Here is a 24390-nt window from a genome sequence, read left to right on the forward strand (position 1 = left end):
CGGTTGTCTCGTGCTTGTCGGGTGGCCCGGTAAGTGCCGCACGCACTGCAGTCATGCTCAGCCTCGCGGTGAGGCTGCGCTTCGACTGCTATCAAGTTGGCCGTGGATGCATGCGACGCGATGTGCAGGTAACTTCTTGATCGATGCCGTCTTCTCGCGCGTCAATTGTTGCCACCGCAGATGAGGGATGGGCTGCTGCTGGTATCACACGAGTGGTCGCGTGCGCCTGATGCGTGACGGCTCGATCGATGCAGTGACGGATCGTCATGTCGGTGAGTGGCTACTTCTGCAGACTCCCATGTCTTATCCATGGTATGCCGGATTTTGACGTGATGCGCCTATCGCATCTGCTTGAACGCCTATTTTCTATTCTATGATCGTGGGCTATAGCGCAGGGCCGATGCAGTGGACCGGATGATGGCGGTGATCCAGTTCGATCTGGATGGCCACATTGTGGATGCGAACCAGAACTTCCTGTGCCTGATGGATTATCGGCTGGACGACGTGCTCAGCCAACATCACCGCATGTTCATGACGCTCACTGACCGCGGCAGCGACAGCTATCGCCAGTTTTGGGAGGCGCTGCATCGTGGGGACTTCAATGCCAGACGTTTCTGCTGCTTGGACAAGCACGGGCGCGAGGTGTGGATCAACGCATCGTACAACCCGCTGCTGGATCGATCCGGCAGGACGTATCGCGTGGCGAAGCGAGCACCGTGTCATCGAGCGAAACTCGAAGACCGCCATCACCCTGTCGATCGCGTCGATCTGCCTCTCAAAATCGGCGGTCTGGCGCACCTGCGAGGTGATGTCGGTAGCTCGATGCCAACCAGAAACTTTTGCAGGTGAGGGGCTATGGGCTCGATGGGATCCGTGGCAAGCACCACGAATGAGACCGATCAGGTGCGCTCGGCCGAACGCATGCGCGATATGATGCGGCAGACCGTGCGCATTGCGTAGAACGTGCAGCACGAAGCGCACCATATTTCGGCCAGTAATCAGGAACTGATCAGTTGCGTGTCCATGCAGTCCACGGCGGTGGTGCAGACTTCGACCACTATCGATCAACTAGCCGCGACCGTGCGTATCAATTCCAAGAACGCGGGATCGGCGCGGCGCATGGTCGAAGACTCGGCCACGGTGGCGCGGTGCGGTGCAGATGGCATTGCCGAGGTTATCAACGCCACTGTAGGTATCGGTGTGCAAGCAAGCGATCAGGCACAGATGGTCGATGATCTGGAGCGTTTTGCACGCATCTTGGAGGCCGAGCCTTATTGAGGCAGCTACGCAAAAGCTTGCAGCGATAGCGGCGCCACTCACCCACAGGTCCGCGTAAAACAAAGCCCACCGAAGCGGGCTTGTCTGTTTCAACGAGTGGCTGGCGTGCTGCAGCACGCGAACATGTCGCAACCCGTTACAAGACCCACGTCCGCTGCTTACTTGGGCAGATCGAACACCAGCACTTCCGCATCGCGTGCATCGGCCAGCACGATCTCCGGCTCGCCGGTGACCTGCAGCGCATCACCGGCCGACAGCACTTGGCCGTTGACGCTCAGGCTGCCGCGTGCCACCTGCACGTAGCCGATGCGGCCTTCAGCCAGTGGCTGCTGCAGGCGCACGCCGCCGTCGAGGATCGAGGCATACAGGCGCGCGTCCTGGTGCAGGCGTAGCGAGCCGTCCTCGCCATGGGGCGAGGCGATCAGGCGCAACTGGTTGCGCTTGCTGTCTGCGTCGAAGTGTTTCTCTTCGTAGCTCGGTTCGATACCGTTGCGCTTGGGCACCACCCAGATCTGTAGAAAATGCACCGGCTCGCTGGACGAGTGATTGAACTCGCTGTGGTTGACGCCGCTGCCGGCGCTCATCCGCTGCACATCGCCGTAATGCAGCACCGAACCGGTGCCCATGCTGTCCTTGTGCTCCAGCGCGCCGCCCAAGACGTAGGAAATGATCTCCATGTCGCGGTGTGCGTGGGTGCCGAAGCCTTCGCCCGGCTGCACCTTGTCTTCGTTGATCACCCGCAGCGGGCCGATGCCCATATGGTGCGGATCGCGATAGCTGGCGAAGGAAAAGGTATGGTGCGAGGACAGCCAGCCATGCTCGGCGCGGCCACGTGTTTCACTCTTGCGGACTTTCAACATGGCGCTTCTCCTTGAAAGATTCGAATGACGCCGGAGGCGTGAATTGGTGTCCCAGCGGATTGATACGTAGTTTCGGCCTCCGCGCCGGGGAGAAAAAGCGAGTAGATTTGGTCGGTATCATCGAAAAAATCGAACAATGAAAATCAGCTTGGAAGCCTTGCAAATCCTGGATGCGATCGACCGTCGCGGGTCGTTTACAGCCGCGGCCAAGGTGTTGTTTAAGGTGCCGTCAACGATTTCCTACATGGTGTCCAAGCTGGAGGACGATCTGGGGGTGCAGCTGTTCGAGCGAGTGGGGCCAAAGGCAACGCCGACTCAGGCCGGGTGCGAGCTGTTGCGCGAAGGGCGTCATCTGTTGCGTGCCGCGCAGGAGCTGGAAGTGCGGGTACGACGGGTGGCGTCGGGCTGGGAATCGGACTTTGCGATTGGGCTGGATGCGATCCTGCCGGTCGCCTTGCTGCAGGCGCAGATCCTGGACTTCTACACGGTGGCCGACAGCACACGCTTGCGTGTGTTGAGCGAGTCGCTATCGGGCAATTGGGAGGCGTTGCTGGACCGTCGCGTGGACCTGATCGTTGCGGCGGGGGAGGGGCCAAGTGGCGGCGGGTATGTCGCTGAGCTGATCGGTATGCTGCGCTTCGTGTTCGCAGTGGCGTCCACGCATCCGCTGGCGGGCGCCGGCACGTTGGGTGCAGCCGAGCTGGCCGAGCACCGCGCGATCGCAGTGGCGGATTCTGGGCGGCGTCTGCTGCCACGCACCGTCGGCTTGTTGCCCGGCCGCGATGTGCTCACCGTTCCGGACATGCAGACCAAGCTGCTGCTGCAACTTGCCGGTGCCGGCTACGGCTTCCTGCCCGAGCCATATGCGCGCGGCGCGTTGCAGGATGGCCGGCTGCGTGAAGTGCAGGTGGAAACCCACAAACCCGACGAAACCTTTTATCTGGCGTGGCGACCGGGCGAGGAAGGCGAAGCGTTGGGATGGTGGCGTCGCGCATTGCGCAGCGAAGGCCTGTTCCACGGCTGGTTGCAGTCGCTTGCCGAAACGTATCGTTCCGTCGCCCACAGGCAGTTGCACGTGTGACGAATGGCGGATAAGGGTCGCTCGCCGTCGCGCAGGGGCGTCGCATGCAAGGCTTGATCTAACTACTGTACGGATTGGCGCTGTTGCTCGCCAAGGTGCAGTCGTTGTGCTGGTTGTCGATGTCGCGCGATACCTGCGTGAAAAAGACCGAGCGTTTCCTTTCGCGCTGTGGCTTGCGGGTGTTGGCGGTGGCCAAGTTCTACCCAGGTTGTCGATGGTGCCGATGGCCGGCGCACTGTGGTGCTGGCGGCGATGTTGGCCGGCTACGTCGATTAGCGTTGGCGGCGGTGTCACAGCCTGCTGCAATCGCTGGAGCACGCGCGCATCGTAGTGGCCGAGTTGGTTTCGTTGCGCGATGGCGACAAAAGCCTGTGGCTCACTGTGCGCCGGGCTATCGGGAGACGAGCATCAGTTGGCCCAGATCCTGGCCGGCGTGCCGCGCGATCGCAGCGTGGTGATCTATTGCGCGTGTTCGTACGAAGTATCCGCGGCGTGGTCGGCGAGGCGGATGCTCTCGGCGCGACAGCTTGATCGCACCATCAAGTGACAGGCAAAAAAAAAAGACCAGTAAGCTGGTCGTTTTCTTCAAGATTGGTGCGCCCGGAGAGATTCGAACTCCCGACCGCCTGGTTCGTAGCCAGGTACTCTATCCAACTGAGCTACGGGCGCATATCTTGTTTTGGCTTGCAGATTTGACGCGAAAGGATCGAACCTTTCTCACTAAAAAGACAGCGATTTACAGCTGTCTTTTTCATATTCTGAAGATGGTGCGCCCGGAGAGATTCGAACTCCCGACCGCCTGGTTCGTAGCCAGGTACTCTATCCAACTGAGCTACGGGCGCTTCGTCAGCAGCGGAATTATGCGGATGCCTTTCGTACTCGTCAATCCCTTTATGAAATTCGATCGCCGTCGACCTCATCGGCAAGACCGCGCCGCTCCCCGAACGCCGGCAGACGCAGCAGCGTGGCGATCAGCCGCGCCAGCGCGCAGCGGATCACTTGCCACCTGTGTCCGTCGGCGGCGCTCACGGCGAGCGTGCTGTTTCCGCTCATGTGCTGGGTGCGGCACCGAAATGGTCGAGCACCAGCACGTCGCTATGACCGGGCGACTGGCCGAGGCGGATGGCGCGCGCAACATAGTCGATCGCCGCTTCGCAGGCATTGAGCAACGACAAGCCCTGGCAAAGCTGCGCAGCGATTGCCGCCGACAGGCTGCAGCCGGTGCCGTGTGCATCGACCTGCAGACGAGGATGCATGAACACGTTCTGGGTGCCGCCGTCGTCGAAGCGGTCGATCACACGCGCGCCTTCGTGCAGATGGCCGCCCTTGAGCAGCACGGCATTGGCGCCAAGTTCGAGCAAGGCGGCGGTGGCGTGCTCGGCGGCGTCGGCATCGTCGATATGGCGACCGGTCAACAGCTCGGCTTCAGGCGTGTTGGGCGTGATCAGGGTGGCCAGCGGCAGCAGGCGCGTGCGCAGCGCATCCAGTGCGGCGTCTTCGAGCAAGCGCGCGCCGCTGGTGGATACCATCACCGGGTCGAGCACCACGAACGGCGGGCGATGTTTTTCGAGCAGGTCGGCCACGCAATGGATGACCTCGGGGTTGGCGAGCATGCCGAGCTTGACGGCCTGGATCCGGAAATCGGCAAAGCAAGCATCGATCTGCGCCTGCAAAAACGCGATCGGTGGGATATGCACGGCAGTGACTGCGCGGGTGTTTTGCGCGGTCAAGGCGGCGATCGCCGATAGGCCGTGCACGCGATGTGCGGCGAAGGTCTTGAGATCGGCTTGAATGCCGGCACCACCGCCGGAATCGGAGCCGGCGATGGTCATGGCGGACAGTGTGCTGGGCGTGGTCATGCGCCGATTCTGCACTGCTGCGGTTGCGGCTGTGCAGAGTGTTTGCGTGCGCGATGCCGGCACCTACGTCGTCACGGCGTTCCGTTCACCGCAATGTGGGAAAACGCACCGGTCTGCGGGTCGTACAGCGCGCCCCAGAATGTGCTGCCACCGCCGCAGACCTGAATCGCCTTCCTGGCCGGTTTCACTGGTGGATCGTTCGGTAGCTTGAACGCGTTGATGTAAATTAGCTGTTGGCCCTGGATCACCACGCCCACGTATTGCCGGTCGAAATCGCGTGGCTCGGGGATGGCGGGCGTCAGTGCGTCCTGTCGGGATTCGAGCTGTTCGATCTGTTGTCGGCTGGGTGTCCAATAGCTGGTGGTCTGGTCGGGATGGCGCGCCGGGCTTTCGCGCGAGCAGGTGTTCAGCACCTGCTCGGCAACGCTCCGGCGAGTGACGATCCACGACTGCCCGTTCTTGATGTTGGTCGGCACGCTGGATGGCGGCTGCGTGGTGGCGCAGCCGGCCAGCATGACCACAGCGAGCGCCGCAGCGCCGCCTAGCGCCTGCATCACAGCACCTCTGAGGCGAAGTCGGCCAGGCGCGAACGTTCGCCACGCCGCAGTGTGATGTGCGTGCTGTGCGGCCAGGCCTTGAAGCGATCCACCGCGTAGGTCAGGCCGGAGGTGGTTTCGGTGAGGTAGGGCGTATCGATCTGTTCGACGTTGCCCAGGCACACGATCTTGGTGCCGGGGCCGGCACGGGTGATCAGCGTCTTCATCTGTTTCGGGGTGAGGTTCTGCGCCTCGTCCAAAATCAGATAACGCGACAGGAAAGTGCGCCCGCGCATGAAGTTCATCGAACGGATCTTGATGCGGCTGGCGAGCAGATCGTTGGTCGCCGCACGCCCCCAGGCGCCGCCTTCCTGGTTGTGCGTTAGCACTTCCAGGTTGTCGGTCAGTGCGCCCATCCAGGGGGTCATCTTTTCTTCTTCGGTGCCGGGCAAAAAGCCGATGTCTTCGCCCACGCTGACGGTGGCGCGGGTCATGATGATTTCGCGATAGCGCTGCTGGTCCATCGTCTGCGCTAGGCCGGCGGCGAGCGCGAGCAGGGTTTTGCCGGTGCCGGCGGTGCCGAGCAGGGTGACGAAGTCGATCTCCGAGTCCATCAAGGCATTGAGCGCGAAATTCTGCTCGCGGTTGCGCGCCACGATGCCCCACACCGCGTGCTGGCCGCTGCGGAAATCGTCGACCAGGCACAGGGTGGCCTTGCCGCCTCCGATCTTGGCAACGCGCAGTTCGACCTCGTCCTCGCCCGGCAAATACAGGTACTGGTTCGGATACCAGTCTTCATCGTCGGTCAGCACGATCTCGTAATGCGTGCGGCCGCGCTCGTTCCAGCTGCGCAGGTCTTCGTTGTGCTTCTGCCAGAAGTCTTCCGGCAGCTCGACGGCACCGGTGAACAGCAGGCTGAAATCGTCCAGCGCGCGATCGTTCTGGTAGTCCTCCGCATTCAAGCCGCTGATGTAGGCCTTGATGCGCAGGTTGATGTCCTTGGACACCAGGATGACCGGCACATCCTGATTTTCTTCGCGCAGCGCCAGCACGGCGGCCAGGATCTTGTTGTCCGGAATCAGCGCGCCGAAGGTGCGGCCCGCGTCGGTTGGATGAATCTGGAAATACAGCCGGCCGATTGCGGCCTGCCCCTTGAGCTGGATGCCTTGTGGATGGCTGAGCAGAATGCCGGCCTGGATCTGCTCGGTATTGGCGTTCTCCAGCAACTCGTCCAGAAAGCGGCTGACCTGGCGCGCGTTGCGGCTGACTTCGGAGGTGCCCTTCTTGGCGTTGTCGAGCTCCTCGATCACCTGCATCGGCAGGAACACGTCGTGTTCCTCGAATTTGAACAGCGCGGTGGGATCGTGCATCAGCACGTTGGTGTCCAGCACGTAGATGCGCTTGCCTCGGGTCATTGGGTTTTCCAAGTGATGGAGCAGGGGCTAGCCATCACGCCTGCGGGGCAGGGTGATGGAGGATGCGGGAAACGAGGGGCGTCACTGTTTGGCGTGCGCCTTCAACGCGGCCAGCACGGCGTCGGCGTGGCCGGCGACCTTAACCTTGCGCCAGGCCTGTACCACCACACCCTCGGGCGAGAGCAGGAAGGTGCTGCGCTCGATACCGAGCACCTGCTTGCCGTACATGTTCTTTTCCTTGATCACGTCGAAGGCGCGGCACAGGGCCTGCTCGCTATCGCTGATCAGCGGGAAGGCGAATCCCTGCTTGGCGCAGAAATTGTCGTGCGACTTCACCGAGTCGCGCGAGACGCCCAGCACGACCGCGCCGGTCTGCTTGAACTGCGGCAGCAGCGCGTTGAAATCCAGGCCTTCGGTGGTGCAGCCGGGCGTGCTGTCCTTCGGATAGAAATACAGCACCACCCATTTGCCGGCATAACCGCCCAATGTGGTCCGGGTGCCGCCGGACAGCGACAGCGTCAGGTCGAAGGTTGCAGCGGGTAATTCCAGTACAGCGTCGGTCATCGTTGCTCAGCCCTAAGTGGAGGGGCGTACGGCGCGGTCATGCCGGGCCGACCTCTATCCCATCATAAGCAGCCACATGGAAACGTTTGGCAAGCGCATCGAACTGCGCATTGCGCTGATTCAGCGACTCGATGGTGTGCTGTTCCAGCTTGTCCACGTGCAGGAAGTACGACTCTTCGTCGTCGCCATCGTCTTCGTCGCGTTCGCCGAGGAAGATGTCGATGACGCGATAGCCGTTCTGGGTCAGTTGCTCGGCAAGTTGTTGCAGCGGTTGTTGCGCCGGGTCGGCGAAGAAATATTCCCAGCGCAACGGCCCGTCGAGATTCCAGTCGGTCTCGGAGCGGATGTGGTCGAACATCTGTTTCAGCGCGCAGATCGCGATGGCCATCGGTATTGCTGCCTTAGAACTTCATCGGGTCCATGATCGCGTCGAGATTGAGGTGATCACAGAATTCCAGGAAATCATCGCGCAATGCGGCGATGTGCATATTGGCCGGCACGCCGATCGTCACCTGCGCAGAGAACATCTCCGCGCCGGTCTGCATGGCGCGGTAGCGCGTGCTCTGCAGGTTCTCGATAGTGATGCCCTGGCGGTCGAAGAAGTCGGCCAGTTGGAACAGGATGCCCGGTTTGTCGGCGGCGATGACCTCGACGATGTAGGGCAGCAGGTTGGACTGGGTCTGCTTGGGGCCGGTGCGATACCACACCAGCTTGAGGCCTTCCTCGCGTTCCAGCCGGGTCAGCATGGCTTCGAGCTTGGCGACCGAATCCCAGGAGCCAGTTGCCAGGGCGGTGACCGAGACGTCGCGCCCCACCGTGGCCAGGCGGGCGTCCACGAGATTGCAGCCGCTGTCGGCGATGCGGCGGGTGACGGGCAACAGAGGAGACTCCGGATGCGTCGTGTAGGCATTGATCAGGAGGTGATTTTCGGTCGGCGAAGGCCGGGGTGTAGAGTCGGTCAAAGGGGCTTCCGGCATTGCATAAGGCTGAATGGCCGCCCGGGCAGGCGGCCGCCCGGGCAGGCGCCCTGGCGGTTATCAGCATACTTGCCCGTGGTTTCGCGCCGCAAGTAACATGCAGGTCGTCGCAACCCGCGCGTGCGCGGGCCTTTTCCTGTCACGTTAAGAGCAACAGAATCTTGTCCCTTTCCGGCATCATCACCGCGCTGGCGACACCTTTCGGTCCGGACGGCGCACTCGACCTGGATGCCTGGCGGCGGCTGCTGGAGCAGCAGCTGCACGGCGGCGTGCAGGGAATTGTGGTTGCCGGCTCCACCGGCGAAGCCGCTGCGCTGAGCGACGATGAGTACGACATGCTGTTGCGCGCCGCCGTTACGCAGGTGGTCGGTCGTGTGCCGGTGCTGGCCGGTACCGGGCTGTCGGGCACTGCCAAGACCATCGCACAGACGCGCCGCGCCGCCGCACTGGGTGCGCAGTACGCGCTGGTAGTCACGCCGCCGTACGTACGTCCCACCCAGGCCGGTTTGAAAGCGCACTTCCTGGCGGTCGCCGACAGCGGCGGGTTGCCGGTGGTGCTGTACAACGTGCCCGGACGTACCGGCTGCGATCTGCTGCCGGCGACGGTTGCCGAGCTGGTCGACCATCCGAATATCGTCGCCATCAAGGAGGCGCGTAGCGAACCTGAGCGCGTTGCCGCGCTGGTTGCGTTGCGTAGCGACACCTTCGCGTTGCTCAGTGGCGACGACGGCAGCGCTGCGCAGTCGATGCTGTCCGGCGCCACGGGGCTGATTTCGGTGGCGTCCAATGTCTTGCCGGCAGCGTACCGGCGCTTGTGCGATCTGGCCTGCGATGGCCAGCGCGAGGCCGCCATTGCCTGGGACGCGCGCCTGAGCGAGTACCACAGTTTCTGCGGTATCGAATCCAATCCCATCCCGGTCAAGGCGCTGCTGCAGCGCGTCGGGATCGGGTACGGCGTACGTTTGCCGTTACTGCCACTTTCTGCGGCGCACCAGCCTGCCGCCGACCGCCTTGCCGCCGACGCGATTGCGTTGGAAGCGCTTTCCAGCCGCGAAATGCTCGCGGCCTGACCCAGGAGATCTATCGATGCGTCATTCCGTTTCCCCCGTCCGCGTGCTTTCGCTCGCGTTGCTGGCGACCGCCACCGTCGCCGCCACGAGTGGCTGCAGCTGGTTTCACAAGGGCGCACGCGGTGACTACGCGCTGGCCCCGGAAGCCCGCCCGCTGGAAGTGCCGCCGGATCTGAACCTGCCCGACACCTCCGGTGCGATGAAGGTGCCGACGCTGGCGTCGACCACCCAGCAGAACACCTCGGCACCGTCGGCGAGCGCCAACAGCGGGTTCACCGTGCCGGGCGAGCGCGATGAAGTGTTTGCCAAGGTCGGCGCGGCATTGGCCGACATTCCGGGCCTGACCATCGCCAGCAAGGCGCAGATGCTCGGTTCCTACGACGTGACTTACGAGGGCTCCAGCTTCCTGGTGCGCGTGGTCAAGACCGATGCCGGCAGCTATGTGTCGGCCGTGGATCCGCGTGGTATGCCGGCAACGGCCGCAGCGCCGTTGGCGGTGATCACTGCGCTCAAGGGCAAGCTGGGCAGCTGAGGTCGTAGCGGCATGTTTGACAGTAAAACGGGCGCTTTGGGCGCCCGTTTTGCGTTTCGGTGCGGTGTCTCAGTGCTGCGTCGTCGACAAGTGCCTCGCCGGGTATCGCGCACCGCGCTGCTTCAGCGCTGCAGCAGCGGCAACTTGTTCGGCTTGCCATCCCATTGGGCGGCATCGGGTAGCGGTTCCTGACGCACGGTGAGAACCGGCCAGGCCTTGGCAAGTTCGGCATTGAGCGCGACGAAGGCTTCCTGGCCGGCTGGGACGTCGTCTTCCGGGTAGATTGCGTTGGCCGGGCATTCCGGTTCGCACAAAGTGCAGTCGATGCACTCGTCCGGGTCGATGACCAGGAAGTTCGGGCCGACGTGGAAGCAATCCACTGGACAGACCTCGACGCAGTCGGTGTATTTGCACTTGATGCAGTTCTCGGTGACAACAAAAGGCATGGCGGAATCCGGCGTTTAGCCCGTCAATTCTAAAGCAGTCCGGTAGTGGGTGTGGGGTTGCTGGACTTCAAGTCTAGTCCGTTCGGTGGCTGCCTTCAGTTTTATCTCAGGCCAATCCTTTTCCCCGGGGAGAGGGGCTTTGTTTGCTTTTCCCTGCGGAGTTTCCGGTCAGACCAACTTGCGCTGCTTGGCCAGTGCGAACAATCCGGCGGCCGCCAGTTGTTCCGAATACAGCTGGGTCTTGACACCTAGATGCGCCAGCGCCAGCGCATAGCGTTTAGTCAGGGCGGGGCTGCCGACCAGGTAGACGGTGGCGTGGTCGCCGCGGTGGTCACGCAGTTCGTGGCCGATCAGCAGGCCCGAGAGGTAGGACGGCAGTGCTTGTGTGGACAGCCGGTCGAACAGGCCGAGCGTGCGGGTGCCGAACAGGTGGTGGCTAAGGCCGCCAGGTTCGGCGCTGCGGTCCACACCCTGCAAGAACGCGCCGCTGTCCAGGTCGGCATGATCGTCCTGCATCAGCTTGCCCAGGATGCTGTGCTGGCGTAGCACGGCGTACAGCTCGCCGGTCATGACGGTGGCGAAACCGGTCAGCTGGCCGTTGGCGATGCGCGCCCATTTGCTGTGCGTGCCGGGCAGGCAGGCAACGTGCTTGCCGTCGCCGAGTGCGGCGATCAGGCCGACCAGTTGGGTTTCTTCGCCACGCATGACATCGGGCACGCCGCCGCGTTCGCCAGTACTTACGCCGGGAACGAACCACAGCGTGCGTTCGGCCAGCAGGTCGTCGTTGCTGCGCAGTGCCTGGGCAAGCGCGGCGGTATCGACCGGGCAGGGCAGATACGGCTGTTCGACCCAGCCGTTGCGGCTGCCGATCATGCCCGAGAGCAGCACAGGGCCTTGCCAGCCGTCGATCAGCTTGCTCAGCACCTCGGCAAAGCGGTTCTGGCAGGCCAGGATGCCGTCGCTGCCGCGGCGTTGCTCACGCACCTTGCCGTGGGCGTCGAGCAGATAGCCACGCAGGCTGCTGGTGCCCCAGTCGATGGCGATCATGCGCTTGCCACCCGGCTCTCGGGCAGGCCGTTGATCGGCAGGTCGCAGATGTACAGGCCGCCGGCTTCGGGGGTGCGGGCCAGCTCTTCGGCGCTGTGGTCCAGGCGCGAGCTGATCACGTGCAGGCGATCCAGCGCGGCGCCACCGAAGGCGCTGCAGGTGGGGTGCTTGACTGGCAGTTGCACGATGCGCTCCACGCTGCCATCGGGGCGATAGCGCACCACGCGCCAGGCACGCCATTGCGCGTTCCAGAGATGACCTTCGCTGTCCACGATGGAGCCGTCCGGCTCGGCATCGTCGCGGTCCAGCGTGGCGAACACGCGGGTGTTGCTGGTCTGCGCGCTATCGGCATCGTAATCGCAGCACAAGATGTGCGGGCGCACCGAATCGCAGTAATACAAGGTGCGGCCGTCGGGGCTGAAGCAGATCGAGTTGGGGATCGACACGCCGGGCAGCGGCAACGCACGCAAACCATGGCGCAGCGAGAACTGATACATCGCCCCGCGGGCGGCCTTGTCGTCGTGCTCGTCCATGGTGCCGAACACGAAGTTGCCATTGCGATCGGCGCGGCCATCGTTGCTGCGCGTGAGCGGGTTGTCGATTTCGACGTCGACGCGTTTTTCGAGCGGCAACTCATCGCCATCGGCATTGTCCGGGTCGGCGATGCACAGCGACTTGGCCAGCGCGATCAGCACGCGGCCGTCGTCCATCAAGCCGATGCAGCCGGGGCGATCGGGCAGCGTCCAGTAGCGCGTATGCGCGCTAGCCGGATGGTGCTGCCACATGCGTTTTTCGCTGATGTCGACCCAGTAAAGCGCTTCGCGCTGCGCGCACCACAGCACGCCTTCGCCATGCGTGCAGCGGCTGTCGACCGCCAGCACGGCGGTGTGTTCGGGCGTGCTCACCATTCGGCGATGCTGCCGTCGGCATGACGCCACACCGGGTTGCGCCAATCCGGCGGATTTTCGTTTGCGCGCTTGAGCATCTTTTCGTCGATCTCCACACCGAGCCCGGGTTTGGGCAGGGCGGCAATGCTGCCATCGACGCAGTGAAAATCTTCTTTGTTGATGACGTAATCGAGCAGGTCGGCGCCTTCGTTGTAGTGAATGCCGATGCTCTGTTCCTGCAGCACCGCGTTGTGCGAAACGAAGTCCACGTGCAGGCACGCGGCGAGCGCGATCGGGCCGAGCGGGCAGTGCGGTGCGAAGCCGACATCGTATGCTTCGGCCATCGCGGCGATCTTGACGCACTCGGTGATGCCGCCGGCATGCGACAGATCCGGCTGCACCATCCCGAGACCGCCGGCGCACAGCACGTTCTTGAATTCGAAGCGCGAAAACATGCGCTCGCCGGCGGCCAGCGGAATCGAGGTGCTCGCGGCCAGACGCGGGTAATACTCGGCCTGTTCGGCCAGCACCGGTTCTTCGACGAACAGCGGTTTGAACGGCTCCAGTTCGCGCAGCAGCGCCTTGGCCATCGGCGCGCCGACGCGGCCGTGGAAGTCGATGCCGAAGTCGATGGTGCTGCCGAAGGTCTCGCGGATTTCGGCGACCTTGACCACTGCGGCATCGACGGCCCGCGCACTGTCGATCAGCTTCATTTCCTCGGTGCCGTTGAACTTAAACGTATCAAAGCCCAGCGCGCGGTAATCGGCGATTTGCTGGATGATCGCGCCGGGGCGGTCGCCGCCGACCCAGCGATACGTCTTCATCCGGTCGCGCACCAGGCCGCCCAGCAACGCGTACACCGGCACCCCCAGCGCCTTGCCCTTGATGTCCCACAAGGCCTGGTCGATACCGGCAATAGCGCTCATCAAAATAGCGCCACCGCGGTAGAAACCGGCGCGGTACATGGTCTGCCACAGGTCGTTGATGCGCGCCGGATCCTTGCCGACGAGGTAACTGGCCAGTTCGTGTACGGCGGCCTCCACGGAACGTGCGCGGCCTTCGATGACCGGCTCTCCCCAGCCGGTGATGCCCTCGTCGGTCTCGACCTTGAGGAACAGCCAGCGCGGTGCAGCGTGGAAAGTGCTGAGGCGGGTGATCTTCATCCTTGCAGTTCCTGGTAGGCCTGCACGAAGGCGCGTGCATGCGTTCGTGTCGTTTCGAGTGATTGCGCGGGTTTATACAGTTCGCCACCGATGCCGGCGCCATCAGCGCCCTGCGCGCTGAAGCCGGCCAGGCTCTGCAGGCTGACGCCGCCGACCACATAGACTGGAATGTGCTTGGGCAGCACCGAACGCAGCGCGCGCACATGCGCTGCGCCGTACGTGGCTGCGGGGAACAACTTCAAGATCGTCGCGCCGGCATCGATGGCGTCGAACGCCTCGCTGGCGGTCGCAAAGCCGGCCACCACGGTGAGCCCGCGCGCGACTGCATGGCGGATCAGCGAGGGGCGCGTATTCGGGGTGACGATGAAGCGCGCGCCGATCTCTGCCAGGGTGTCGACGTCTTCGTTACGCAGCACGGTGCCGGCGCCGATCCAGGCGCGCTCGCCATAGGTCTGCTGGGCAAGGGCAATGCTCTGGGCCCAGCGCAGCGAGTTGAGCGGAATCTCGATCGCGTCGAAGCCGGCGTCGATCAGCGCACCGACATGGTCGAGCGTTTCTTCCGGCGTGATGCCACGCAGGATGGCGATCAGCGGCAGGGCGAACGGGCTGGCGGTGGTCTCTGAGGTCATGGTGTCATTGGCGATGGAGCGGGAAAGCGGCCGCTGGCGACCGACTGGTCGGCAACATCGGGAGAGCTGTGGGGCTCATGCTGCGGCGTCCGATAGCCTCGCGCGAGGGAGATATGCGCGGCAAATGAAATTTTCGGAATATTCTATTCCTCCGACGAATACACGGCTTCGAGGGCGCTCCATGGCACATTCCGGTACCCCCTGGTTCAACGCAGCCCGGCTCAAGACGCGCCAGCTGTTGCTACTGCTGCATTTGCACGAGCAGCGCTCGGTATTGCGTGCGGCCGAGGCCGCCAGCATGACCCAGCCGGCAGCCTCCAAGCTGCTGGCGGAAATGGAAGACATGCTGGGGGTGAAGTTATTCGAGCGACACGCCCGTGGCGTCGAGCCAACTTGGTATGGTCAAGTGCTGATCCGTCGTGCCCGTGCAGCGATGTCGGAGATCGGCCGGGCGCAGGAAGAAATCGCAGCGCTGCGCGCGGGCCGCATGGGCCAGGCCTCGATCGGGACCGTGCTCAATCCGGGCACTAACCTGGTGCCGCAGTCGATCGCCGAGGTCAAACGCGAGTTTCCGGACATCCTGGTGCGGGTGGAGATGGACTACAGCCGTACGCTGGTTGCCAAGTTACTGGATGGCCAGCTGGATATCGTGATCGGCCGCATCCTGGGGCCGGAAGGCGTGGGCGAGTTGGAATTCGAGCCGTTGGCCGACGAGCCGCATTCGGTGATTGCGCGCGCCGGTCACCCGCTGGCTAGCCGGGCCGGTCTGCAGCATGCGGATCTGGTGCGACATGGCTGGATCCTGCCGCCGGCCGACAGCATGCTGCGCGCGCGGCTGGATTCGATGTTCTTGGAGCACGGCGTGCAGACGCCGACCAATGCGATCGAGACCTCGTCCTTGCCAGTCACCTCGACGCTGTTACGCGGCACCGACATGCTCACCGCTTTGCCGGTGGAATCGGTGACGCCGCTGATCCAGGCCAAGCTGCTGACCGTGTTGCCGATCGAATTGGGTGTGCGGATGGAGTCGTTCGGTATCATTCGTCGGCGCAATTACATTTTGCCGCCTGGGGCCGAGCGCATTTTGCAGGCGCTGCGCACTACCGCGCGGCGCTTGTATCCCGGTTTGCGGGCGCCGGAGTCGTCGGTCTAGCCGGTCCTGAAAATCAGCTTCGTCGGGGGACGACGGCAACCGGTGCTGCTGTTTGCACCGTGGGCCGCACCATGATCGGTCGGAGCCAGACTAACAGGAATGCGATCCAGCGCAGGGTGTCGCCGACAGTCACATTATGGCGCGCAACACATCGTCCTGGCCGTTAAGACGGCAGGGGGTGCCATCGTGTACTTGCCGCCGGAATCAGCGCGGTTTGACCTGTCGATATTGCCGGCGATCGCCGTAGGCCTGGCCCTTGGTCTCGACGTTGGCGTATAGCCGGCCGTTGCACAGGGTCACGTCGGCAGCGTTGTAGGCGCGCAACAACTCCGCACGCAACTGGTTGTCTTCGATTTGCTGGCGATAGTGGGCCAGCAACCATCCGCCGCCGCCCAGCAACACCAGCAGACTTCCGACCACGACCGCCGCGCCTTTCCACAGCAGCAGGCGCTGCGCCCGCTCGATGCGTTTGAGTTGATCGGACAGGGACTGCGCACCGCCCCCGATCAAGCTACCGGCGTGCTGCAGCCGCTTCTCGAAACCGGCGACCGACTGGTCCATCCCCTGCTGGACATCTCTCACCAACGTGTCGGGCACACGCTGCAAGGTCTGCTCGGCCGAACGGGTCATCACCCCGGGCAACGACTGCGCCACCTGCTCCAGCTGCTGCGCAAGCTGGCGTTGCCGCTGCTCCATTTCATTGCAGCGGCGCTCGAACTGCTCCATGAGCGCGGCGGTCTTGCTGACCAACGTCAGCGGGTCTTTTGCATTCATTGTGCATCTTCCTTTGCTGCTGACGACCTTTACATGCTGCGCCCACCGATGCGCATCGTTTCTTGCTGTTGTTGCTGTTGTTGCTGTTGTTGCTGCGCCTGCATCGCCTGCTGCGCTGCCTGCTGTTCCTGCTGGTTCACCGTGTCGATGGCCTCGGCGCGCAACGCACGGCCGGGTGGTTCATCGGCCAGGATCTGCGTCATCTGACGGAATTGATCGCGCTCGCCGCTCTGTGCGGCGGCCAGCATGCGGTCCAGGAATGCGTCCGGGTCCTCATGCAAGGAGGGCAGCTTGCCGGCCGCTGCCCGCGCCTCCTGCTGCGCATCGGCCTTCATCGGCACCTGCCACTGCTGCGGCGCATGGCTGCGCTCGCGCGCGTGCTGGAGTTGCTGCATCTGCTGCTGCCAGCTTGGCGCGTCGGCAGCACCATTGTGCAGCGCGAACGCCGGCACCGAGGAATCGGTACGTTCCTGCGGCACGGCCACCGGGCGCAAGGGGAACTGCGCACGCAAGCCGGTATCCAGATCCTGGGCACCGGTGCGGTTGAGGCTGGTCGCGGTACCCGCCAGGTCCTTCACGTGCACGCGGCTGCCCAGGGTGGCCGCGATGGCGGTGGTGTAGAAAGTCTGGTGCTGCTCGGAACGGTGGATGACGTTCATTTCCGGCGCGGTGGACACCGCGCGCGGTTTCAGGAACGGGGTGTCACTGAGGGTGTTGACGTAATCGGTGAGCAGGTTGCCGTTGCGCACGGACAGGCCATCGAGCCGGTAGGAACCGCCGATGTCCGAATGCGCGCCCGGATTGACCAGATTGAGCAGGCGCCCATCCTGGGTGCGGCCTGGATCGATGATGTCCTTGGCCGGGAAGAGATCGCGGCGCTCGTCGCGGGCGGTGAGTTGCAGGCCCGACACCACCGACGGCGGCAGGCGCGTGTCGCGCAGGTTCATGTCGCCGGTGGCCACCGGGTCGAGCAGGCCCACCACCTGCGCGGTGCGGCCGGGCGGCACCAGCGGCGGGTGGGTTGGGGTGAGTTTTAGGATTTCGCCGTGAGGCCCTCTTTCGATGTTCATGTCCTTGGGATTCTGGATGCCGCGCTCGTGGACCATGCGGGTAAACATGGCCGCAGTGACCGCACCACGGCTGAAGCCGGTGGAGACAATGCTGATCTGGGCTTGTGGATCTTGGTCGCGCCATTGCTTGGCTTGATTGATGAACTTGAAGTACATCTCTTCCATCCGTGGTCCATAGCTATAGCCCACGGCACCGTCTAGGTTGCGGGTGAAGCCGTCATTCTGGGTGCCTACGCCGGGGAGATAGTGACCATTGACATTCTGGAAACCGGCGAAGTTGGCTGCCTGTACTTGATCGTACATGACGCCGATATTGGTAATGTGCTCTGGGTCCTTATACTTGTCATTGCCGGTGCCATCGAAGCAGGCCACGAATAAACGGGTGTGCGGATTCTGCTGGCTGACCAGCAGCGGTGCCTGGAACTGCGCCAACGTTTGACGGCTACGTTCGTAGTCTGCCAAATCCCGCGCAGTTGCCGGATAGGTTGCCACGCCATCGGCCCAGGTCTTTGCAGTATCACGATCACTACCCACTGTATGCTCCCTGGCGATGACGCCATCAATAGGTTTTGGTGTAGGCGAGAATCAGGTCGTTGCGGAAGTCGCTGTTTGGGTTGTCGGGCTTCTGCAGCACAGTCGTCTGCACCATCGCCTTCATATATACATTGATGGTGCGGTCGTTCACTTCCAGGATGATATCTGGAGAGATATCGGCCTTCAGGATCGGCGGAAGTTGCTCCTGCGGCACATGATGCAGCACCACCTTGTCCTTGAAGATGGCATTCAGATCCACCAGAGCATGGTGCGACTGGCCGTCCTTGGAGCGCCACGTCACTTCCGCTGGGGGCGGGAAGTTCGGGAAATTGCGGATTCCAATCGTGCCCGCGTGCATATTGCCGGGGTAGATATCTCCGAGGGACGCTGAGGAAATCTGTTTGACATCGGCAGGATAATTGGCCTCGTACCTGCCGTTGTAAAGCACCTTGCAGCCGTAGGTGTCATAGCAGCCCGCCCCGAACGCATGGTTGCTAAACGGAATCGGCTTTCGGGTATCGATATGCACGATGTTATGCGCATCGACCGGGATATTCTCAATCAGATGGGTGGCGGATGGATCGTTGGCAGGTGCGTTCATGCGTGAACATCCAGTCAGAGGGTAGGCGAAGACGGCGCACAGCAGCAAGGGGAGCGTTGCACGGTGCTGCGGGATGCAATGAGGTCGCACAGCCATGGGGCCACCTTTGGAAAGGGGAGGAAAGCCTACTATAGTCCACTACCTGCAATGTGCTCACGGCATTGCCCGCGTCGTCCTGTGACCTGCCCGGTGTGATGTGGGAGTTTTTCTACCTCTCTTCCATTCGTGGCCCATAGCTGTAGCTTACTGCACCATCGAGGCTACGGTTAGTCCTACTGTGTCATAAATAGGTTATCCTGCAGGCAGTCTCTCCCACGGCGGGATCGTGATGGCCGCAGTCAGCAACAAAGCGCGTTTCTCCGCTTATCTCGAGAACTCTCCGCTGCGCTCGGTCATGCTGACCGCACTGCGGGCCTGCGAGGCGATTGCAGTGCGTTGATGCTGCCTTTGGAGCGCAAGAGTGTTGAGCCCCTGGCTGCTCATCTGGATCCGCTTCGAACCAGGGCTCGCCATCAAGCCTTGCACCACTTCGTGGCCAAATCAGAGTGGTCCGATGCGGCCATGTTGGAGCGGGTTCGTCAGTACGTTTCGTCGCTGCTGGATTTGAAAGACGAGGTGTACTGGATCGTGGACGACACGGGTTTTCGCAAGAAGGGCAGGCATTCGGTCGGTGTGGCCCGACAGGACTGCGGCGAGATCGGCAAGCAGGACAATTGCCAGGTGGCCGTGAGCGTATCGTTGGCGACGCCGGCAGCGAGCATTCCGATCGCTTTCAGGCTGTATCTGCCTGAAGACTGGGCCAGCGATGCAGCACGCCGGGGAAAAGCGGGAATTCCCCACGAGATTGAGTTCGCGACCAAACCGCAGATCGCACTGGCGCAGATGAAAGCAGCCCATGCCACGGGAGTGGCGCGCGGCACGGTGTTGGCCGATGCAGCCTATGGCAGCAATACGGCCTGGCGTGACGCGCTGGCTTGCCTGGAACTGAACTATGCGGTGGGAATCGTGTCGAGCGTGAAAGTCTGGCCGCCCGGACAAAGGCCCGAATCGCCGGCGGCGTGGAAAGGCCAAGGCCGACCTCCGGTTCGCCATCGTCGTACAGCCGACCATCAGCCACAGTCGGTGCAAGCGCTGGCGCTGTCGTTACCCTCCCGCGCCTTCAGGACAGTCGCGTGGCGGGAAGGCGGCAACGCACCGTTGTCGGGACGTTTCGCCGCCGTACGCGTACGTGCAGCACAAGGTGATCGCTTGCGTCAGGAGGAATGGCTGTTGATCGAATGGCCCAAAGGCCAAGACAGGCCGACCCGATACTTTCTGTCCAACCTGCCGGTAAACACGCCGCGCAAGGATCTGGTAAGGACGGTCAAGGCGCGCTGGCGGATTGAACGCGATTATCAGGATCTGAAACAGGAATTTGGCCTGGATCACTACCAAGGCCGTGGCTGGCGGGGCTTCCATCATCACGCGAGGTTATGCATCGCTGCCTATGGGTACCTGGTTGCTGAACGCTTGCGCGGGGCGCATCAAAAAAACCCTCGGAATGCGCGGAATCTCCCTTACCCGAGAATTACCGACCGCTCGGCAAGGCAATCGCGCGCCCAGCGCCACGCGAGCGACTCGATCGCGACGCTGCGCTGGACAATCGCCATGGACATCGCAGCGGCACTACTTGACGGGATGCCTCCGCATCTGCGGATTTAATGACACAGTAGGATTATGGAAGCTCTGAACAACGCACCGGACCTCTAAAATTCCAGCCTGCTGCGTGCCAATAGCGCACAAATTTGACGCATACGATGCGATTTCTACGGTTATCTGGCGACTTTGGCTGCCGCCAGACAGCATTATCCCCTGGCCGGTAGCAACTGCCGGCGTACAATCCACAGATTGGTGGGCGCAGCGATGAGAGTCGCATCGACGATTATGCCGGAACGCAGGCTCTGACCCTTGCGCACCAGATGCGCGTTGACGGCCTCCAGCATCCGCGCAGCAAGGCCATGGGTTTCCAGCAAGCGGCGAAAGTTGAGAATCGTGGTCTCGTCGGGAACGTTGTCCAAACCGCCGAGCCGGGCAAAACGGCTCAACGCCGGCCCTTGGCGTGCGTCGCTCTGTCGTAGTGCAATGCCGTAACGCTTGGCCAGCAGCACCAGCTTCTTGCGAGCCACTTCAAGCAAACGGCTGTCGGTCGAATACGCGATCGCCTTTTCCTGCACCTTGGTATCCACGATCACGTGCGACACCTCACGCGCATCTACCGCTTTCATTGATCGTGTGCGCGAGTAGCTCTTCCATGCCGGCCTCACCCAAGCGCTGCCGCCAGCGTGTCAGCGAGCTCGGATCGCACGTCAAACGCGTCTGGAAAACGATCTTACCGGTGAAGAACTGCCAGTACGAATTTTCCAGCCACCGTTCGCAGACCGCTTCATCGGAAAGGTCGTAAGCGTGTTTGAGATACAACAAACCGGCGATCAAACGCACCGGCAGTGCGGGACGACCGCCAGCGGCCGCAGTGGCCGCAGTGGCCGGAAAATGTCGTGAAAGCGCCTGTTCCAATGCGGCCCACGGCATCCGTTGGCTCAATTGCGCCAACGGATGCTGCAGATCGATCTGGTTCTCCAGCCGTGAACGAAACAACGCGTCGGCAGGTACGTGCTCAGTAGCAGGACGGCGTGTACGCATGGGCAGAAATTGCCAGAAACCAGACCTCAGCGTAGCGAAAACTGGTCGTTCTGGCACGCCTGTGCGGCCTATAAAACGTTGTGGTGATTGGGTAGTGGGGGTTTTTCAGGGGCGACTGGCTAGTGCTGCGCATGAACTGGTAAGTGGGGGCAATCACGCAGCAAGTGTGGGCGGGCTTGCAGAGTTGAGCCCGCCATGGCGAATCCGGCGGTCTGGCTCCGCGATGTCAGACAGGCCGGGTTTCTTGGTGTTGCTATTTTTATATTGAATACCTTTCCAGGAATATTTCATTGGTATGGCCTGACAAGCGCACCCTATGCTGCCTCCGCAGCCGTACGGTAAACCCGATCACGATTACCACGCATCCACCAGCCCCGGCCCTTGTCGCGGCCGGATGTCGGGCCAGCACAACGACGGGCAGGGCGTTCGCGCACCGGCCTGCGAAAACTAGCGGTACATGCGTCCTGGGAGGGAACACCATGTCAGTGCACCATCGCCACATGCCGGCAGGCCGGATTGTGGGTCAACGTTCGATCCGTGATTTCCGCCGCTCCGTGATGGCCATCAGTGTGGCCACGCTGTTGAGCGCGCAGGCGTATGCGCAGGACGCGACCATCACTGCCGCTCCGGCTCAGGACCCGACTACCCAACAGCTCGACACCGTGCAGGTCACCGGCACGCGCAGCAGCGTCACCAAAGCGCAGCTGGTCAAGCAGAACGCCGAGCAGATCGTCGATTCGATCGTTGCCGAAGACATCGGCAAGCTGCCCGACAACAACGTGGCCGAGGCGCTGCAGCGCATCTCCGGTATCCAGATCACGCGCAACTACGGCGAAGGCAGCTCGATCGCGATCCGCGGCCTGACCCAGGTGCGTACCGAACTCAATGGCCGCGACATCTTCACCGCCAACGACGGCCGTGGCCTGAGCTTCGAAGACGTCTCTGCCGAATTGCTTGGCGGCGTCAACGTCTACAAGAATCCCTCGGCCGACATGATCGAAGGTGGCCTGGGCGGCACTGTGGATCTGCGTACGCGTCTGCCGTTCGACTATGACGGCCGCAAGATCGCCGGCAGCGTCCAGTACAACTATTACGATCTGGCCGACGACGGCAAGCCGGCGTTCTCGGGCATGTACAGCGACCGCTGGCAGACCGGCATCGGCGAGATTGGCGTGCTGGTGAATTATTCGCAGCAGACCAGCCCGTTCCGTCAGGACACCATCTCGATCGAGCCGTGGTACACCCAGACCGATCTGCCGGGCTATGAAGGCCAGGAAGTTTCGGTGCCGCATGGTGCCGGTATCAACACCACCGTCGGTGAGCGCGAGCGCAAGACCGGTGCATTTGCGATGCAATGGCGCCCGAACGATGCGGTCGAGGTCTACACGCAGGTGCTGCGTTCGGAATACGACTTCAGCTGGCAGGATTATTCGTTCTTCGCACTGACGCAGCAAAATCCCATAGAAGGGTTGCCCGGTATCCAGGTCAATGACCGCAACGAGTTCGTCAACGGCGCGTTCCAGAACGTGCCGACCGAATCCAACACCAGCCTGACCGAGCGGCATTCGGTGACCACCGATTACTCGCTGGGCGCTAAATGGCGGGTCAACGACACATTGAATGTCAGCATCGACTTCCAGTACGTCGATGCCACCACTACCGGTACGCGCTACATCCTGGCCACCGGGCAAGACACCAGCCCGCAGTTCAACGTCGATTTCCGTGGCGACCTGCCGCGTTTGTCGGTGACCGATGCCAGTGGCGCGGAAGGCTATCTGGCCGACGTCAATAACTACGACGGCTGGCGTTACCACCTGGACAACAAGGACGACAACAAGGGCACCGAGTTCGCTTGGCGCGCCGATATGGAGCTGGCGTTCGATAGCGATTTTGCACGCAGCTTCAAGGCAGGTGTGCGTTATACCGACCGTGATGCCGAGACCAAGGGCAATATTTACCGCTTTATGTGCATCAACAATTGCGACGGCGCGCCGTTCCCGCAATACCCGACGGTAGGCGTGGTGACCAATCCGATCACCGACTTCTTCCGTGGTCAGAGCCACACGTTCGGTCCGACCCTGACCGCAGCCAATTCCGCAGTGGCCAACTATGCGCAGACCCTGGCCACTTTCGGTGCCAGCCCGCTGGAATTTGCGCCCAACAACATCAATACGCAAACCGAGCAGACCTATGCAGCTTATGGCGTGCTGCGCTTTGGCGTGGACAGCGACGCGATTCCGTTCGACGGCAATATCGGCGTGCGCGTGGTGCGCACCGAGGTCGGGTCGCAGGGTGTTCGCACGGGTACAGCGGGCGAGGGCGGCGGGCTCATTCCGGTGGCTGCACAGCAGACCTATACCGATGTGCTGCCGAGCTTGAACCTGCGTTGGATGCTGAGCGACCAGTTGCAGTGGCGTTTTGCGGCCTCGCGCGGCATTTCGCGTCCGACGTTTGATCGATTGAACCCCAATCTGAGTTTGAGTACTGGCACAAGCAGTTCTGGTGCTTCGACCCGCACTGGTACGGCCGGTAATCCAGAGCTTGAGCCGGTCAAGGCTGATCAGTTCGACACCGCGTTGGAGTGGTACTTCGGCCAGGGCTCGATGATGTACGGCACTGTGTTCTACAAAAAAGTCGAAGGCTTCATCGCCAATGCAGTCTTCAATGAGCTATACCTTGACGAAAATGGTCAGCCCGTTCCTTGGCAGATCACCCGCCCGGTCAACGGCGATACCGGCAGGATCCGCGGTGCGGAACTGGGCTACACGCAGTTCTTCGACTTTCTGCCTGGGTGGCTGAGCGGCTTCGGCCTGCAGACCAACTACACCTATGTCGATAGCGAGGCGCCGAGCCCCACCGCCACCGATACCAATGGGCAAGCGTTGACAGTACCGCTGGAAGGGCTGTCCAAGAACAGCTACAACGCGATCCTCAGCTACGAAACTTCGCGCTTCCAGGGCCGCGTGGCCTATAACTGGCGCAGCGACTGGCTGGTGACCACCGCAGGCAACGGCACCGGCAATCTGCCGGTCTACAACAAGGGCTTCGGCCAGCTGGATGCCTCGTTGCGTTTCAACATCAATGCTGTCTGGTCGATCTCGCTCGATGGCGTGAATCTGCTCGATACCCGGCGCGAGAGCTACCTGGGCAGCGAGTCGCGTTACCGCGACTTCGTTATCAACGATCGTCGGTATGGCCTGACGTTGCGGGCCAGCCTGTAGAACGCGCCGTAGCA

21 protein-coding genes, 2 tRNA genes and 4 pseudogenes are annotated in these 24390 nt (G+C 62.4%); 8 read left to right on the forward strand and 19 right to left on the reverse strand.

Features of this window, described 5'->3' with window-relative positions; all coding sequences use genetic code 11:
• Positions 1 to 305: 305 nt before the first annotated feature.
• Positions 306 to 1251 (forward strand): annotated as a pseudogene (locus tag J5I97_RS07290) (PAS domain-containing protein); the annotation flags it as partial.
• 185 nt (positions 1252 to 1436) lie between these two features.
• Here the strand turns inward: J5I97_RS07290 and J5I97_RS07295 are convergent.
• Positions 1437 to 2138, reverse strand: coding sequence for a pirin family protein (locus J5I97_RS07295; RefSeq protein ID WP_208590649.1), 702 nt, complete (start codon positions 2136 to 2138; stop codon positions 1437 to 1439).
• A 136-nt stretch (positions 2139 to 2274) separates the two neighbouring features.
• On the opposite strand from J5I97_RS07295, the gene J5I97_RS07300 reads away from it, so the two are divergent.
• Positions 2275 to 3219, forward strand: a complete 945-nt coding sequence (locus J5I97_RS07300) for a LysR family transcriptional regulator (RefSeq protein WP_208590650.1) — start codon at positions 2275 to 2277, stop codon at positions 3217 to 3219.
• Positions 3220 to 3314: 95 nt separating this feature from the next.
• Positions 3315 to 3730, forward strand: a pseudogene (locus J5I97_RS07305) (hypothetical protein); the annotation flags it as partial.
• A gap of 81 nt (positions 3731 to 3811) precedes the next feature.
• Here the strand turns inward: J5I97_RS07305 and J5I97_RS07310 are convergent.
• The 9 genes from J5I97_RS07310 to J5I97_RS07350 form a co-directional block, all read right to left on the reverse strand.
• Positions 3812 to 3888 (reverse strand) — tRNA-Arg (locus J5I97_RS07310).
• A 96-nt stretch (positions 3889 to 3984) separates the two neighbouring features.
• A tRNA-Arg gene (locus J5I97_RS07315) sits at positions 3985 to 4061 on the reverse strand.
• Between the two features lie 49 nt (positions 4062 to 4110).
• Entirely contained in the window at positions 4111 to 4272 is a 162-nt protein-coding gene (locus tag J5I97_RS07320) for a hypothetical protein (RefSeq protein ID WP_208590652.1), read from the reverse strand.
• On the reverse strand, positions 4269 to 5078 hold the full coding sequence (gene thiD, locus J5I97_RS07325; RefSeq protein WP_208590660.1) for a bifunctional hydroxymethylpyrimidine kinase/phosphomethylpyrimidine kinase: 810 nt from the start codon (positions 5076 to 5078) through the stop codon (positions 4269 to 4271). The genes J5I97_RS07320 and thiD overlap by 4 nt, the downstream gene beginning before the upstream one ends.
• A 71-nt stretch (positions 5079 to 5149) precedes the next feature.
• Positions 5150 to 5632 carry a hypothetical protein gene (locus J5I97_RS07330; RefSeq protein ID WP_208590662.1) on the reverse strand — a complete coding sequence of 161 codons (483 nt, stop codon included), beginning with the start codon at positions 5630 to 5632 and terminating at the stop codon, positions 5150 to 5152.
• Entirely contained in the window at positions 5632 to 7029 is a 1398-nt protein-coding gene (locus tag J5I97_RS07335) for a PhoH family protein (protein WP_208590664.1), read from the reverse strand. The genes J5I97_RS07330 and J5I97_RS07335 overlap by 1 nt, the downstream gene beginning before the upstream one ends.
• Before the next feature lie 81 nt (positions 7030 to 7110).
• Positions 7111 to 7593, reverse strand: coding sequence for a peroxiredoxin (locus tag J5I97_RS07340; protein ID WP_208590666.1), 483 nt, complete (start codon positions 7591 to 7593; stop codon positions 7111 to 7113).
• A 37-nt stretch (positions 7594 to 7630) separates the two neighbouring features.
• Entirely contained in the window at positions 7631 to 7981 is a 351-nt protein-coding gene (locus tag J5I97_RS07345) for a ribonuclease E inhibitor RraB (protein ID WP_208590668.1), read from the reverse strand.
• A 13-nt stretch (positions 7982 to 7994) separates the two neighbouring features.
• Positions 7995 to 8570 carry a glycine cleavage system protein R gene (locus J5I97_RS07350; protein ID WP_017118075.1) on the reverse strand — a complete coding sequence of 192 codons (576 nt, stop codon included), beginning with the start codon at positions 8568 to 8570 and terminating at the stop codon, positions 7995 to 7997.
• A 161-nt stretch (positions 8571 to 8731) separates the two neighbouring features.
• Between J5I97_RS07350 and dapA the strand changes: the two genes are divergently transcribed.
• Positions 8732 to 9640 (forward strand): 4-hydroxy-tetrahydrodipicolinate synthase, encoded by a 909-nt coding sequence (gene dapA, locus J5I97_RS07355; protein ID WP_208590676.1) that lies wholly within the window; start codon positions 8732 to 8734, stop codon positions 9638 to 9640.
• Between the two features lie 16 nt (positions 9641 to 9656).
• Positions 9657 to 10172 (forward strand): hypothetical protein, encoded by a 516-nt coding sequence (locus J5I97_RS07360; protein ID WP_208590678.1) that lies wholly within the window; start codon positions 9657 to 9659, stop codon positions 10170 to 10172.
• Between the two features lie 122 nt (positions 10173 to 10294).
• Here J5I97_RS07360 and fdxA read toward each other — a convergent pair whose 3' ends face one another.
• The 5 genes from fdxA to J5I97_RS07385 form a co-directional block, all read right to left on the reverse strand.
• On the reverse strand, positions 10295 to 10618 hold the full coding sequence (gene fdxA / locus J5I97_RS07365; RefSeq protein ID WP_002813779.1) for a ferredoxin FdxA: 324 nt from the start codon (positions 10616 to 10618) through the stop codon (positions 10295 to 10297).
• A 168-nt stretch (positions 10619 to 10786) separates the two neighbouring features.
• Positions 10787 to 11665: a 2-dehydro-3-deoxygalactonokinase gene (locus tag J5I97_RS07370; protein WP_208590680.1), complete on the reverse strand. Its 879-nt coding sequence runs from the start codon at positions 11663 to 11665 to the stop codon at positions 10787 to 10789.
• The gene (locus J5I97_RS07375) at positions 11662 to 12573 is read right to left on the reverse strand and encodes an SMP-30/gluconolactonase/LRE family protein (RefSeq protein WP_208590682.1); all 912 of its coding nucleotides are present in this window, start codon (positions 12571 to 12573) and stop codon (positions 11662 to 11664) included. Before J5I97_RS07375 ends, J5I97_RS07370 begins: the two co-directional genes overlap by 4 nt.
• The gene (gene dgoD / locus J5I97_RS07380) at positions 12567 to 13715 is read right to left on the reverse strand and encodes a galactonate dehydratase (RefSeq protein ID WP_208590684.1); all 1149 of its coding nucleotides are present in this window, start codon (positions 13713 to 13715) and stop codon (positions 12567 to 12569) included. Before dgoD ends, J5I97_RS07375 begins: the two co-directional genes overlap by 7 nt.
• A complete protein-coding gene (locus J5I97_RS07385; protein ID WP_208590686.1) occupies positions 13712 to 14344 on the reverse strand; it encodes a 2-dehydro-3-deoxy-6-phosphogalactonate aldolase in 633 nt (210 codons plus the stop codon). Before J5I97_RS07385 ends, dgoD begins: the two co-directional genes overlap by 4 nt.
• A 181-nt stretch (positions 14345 to 14525) precedes the next feature.
• Between J5I97_RS07385 and J5I97_RS07390 the strand changes: the two genes are divergently transcribed.
• A complete protein-coding gene (locus J5I97_RS07390) occupies positions 14526 to 15497 on the forward strand; it encodes a LysR family transcriptional regulator (protein WP_208590690.1) in 972 nt (323 codons plus the stop codon).
• A gap of 204 nt (positions 15498 to 15701) precedes the next feature.
• Here J5I97_RS07390 and J5I97_RS07395 read toward each other — a convergent pair whose 3' ends face one another.
• The 3 genes from J5I97_RS07395 to J5I97_RS07405 are packed head-to-tail and all read right to left on the reverse strand — an operon-like array spanning position 15702 to position 18476.
• Entirely contained in the window at positions 15702 to 16271 is a 570-nt protein-coding gene (locus J5I97_RS07395) for a relaxation protein (protein WP_208590692.1), read from the reverse strand.
• 29 nt (positions 16272 to 16300) lie between these two features.
• Positions 16301 to 17875 (reverse strand): T6SS phospholipase effector Tle1-like catalytic domain-containing protein, encoded by a 1575-nt coding sequence (locus J5I97_RS07400; RefSeq protein ID WP_238135663.1) that lies wholly within the window; start codon positions 17873 to 17875, stop codon positions 16301 to 16303.
• A 25-nt stretch (positions 17876 to 17900) separates the two neighbouring features.
• Positions 17901 to 18476 (reverse strand): hypothetical protein, encoded by a 576-nt coding sequence (locus J5I97_RS07405; protein WP_208590694.1) that lies wholly within the window; start codon positions 18474 to 18476, stop codon positions 17901 to 17903.
• 328 nt (positions 18477 to 18804) lie between these two features.
• Between J5I97_RS07405 and J5I97_RS07410 the strand changes: the two are divergent.
• Positions 18805 to 20149: pseudogene (locus J5I97_RS07410) on the forward strand (IS701 family transposase).
• Positions 20150 to 20362: 213 nt separating this feature from the next.
• Here the strand turns inward: J5I97_RS07410 and J5I97_RS07420 are convergent.
• A pseudogene (locus tag J5I97_RS07420) lies at positions 20363 to 21155 on the reverse strand (transposase); the annotation flags it as partial.
• A 479-nt stretch (positions 21156 to 21634) separates the two neighbouring features.
• Between J5I97_RS07420 and J5I97_RS07425 the strand changes: the two are divergent.
• Positions 21635 to 24376 (forward strand): TonB-dependent receptor, encoded by a 2742-nt coding sequence (locus tag J5I97_RS07425; protein ID WP_208590696.1) that lies wholly within the window; start codon positions 21635 to 21637, stop codon positions 24374 to 24376.
• Positions 24377 to 24390 lie beyond the last annotated feature (14 nt).

Source organism: Xanthomonas fragariae, assembly GCF_017603965.1.
In the GTDB taxonomy this organism is placed as follows: Bacteria; Pseudomonadota; Gammaproteobacteria; order Xanthomonadales; family Xanthomonadaceae; genus Xanthomonas; species Xanthomonas fragariae_A.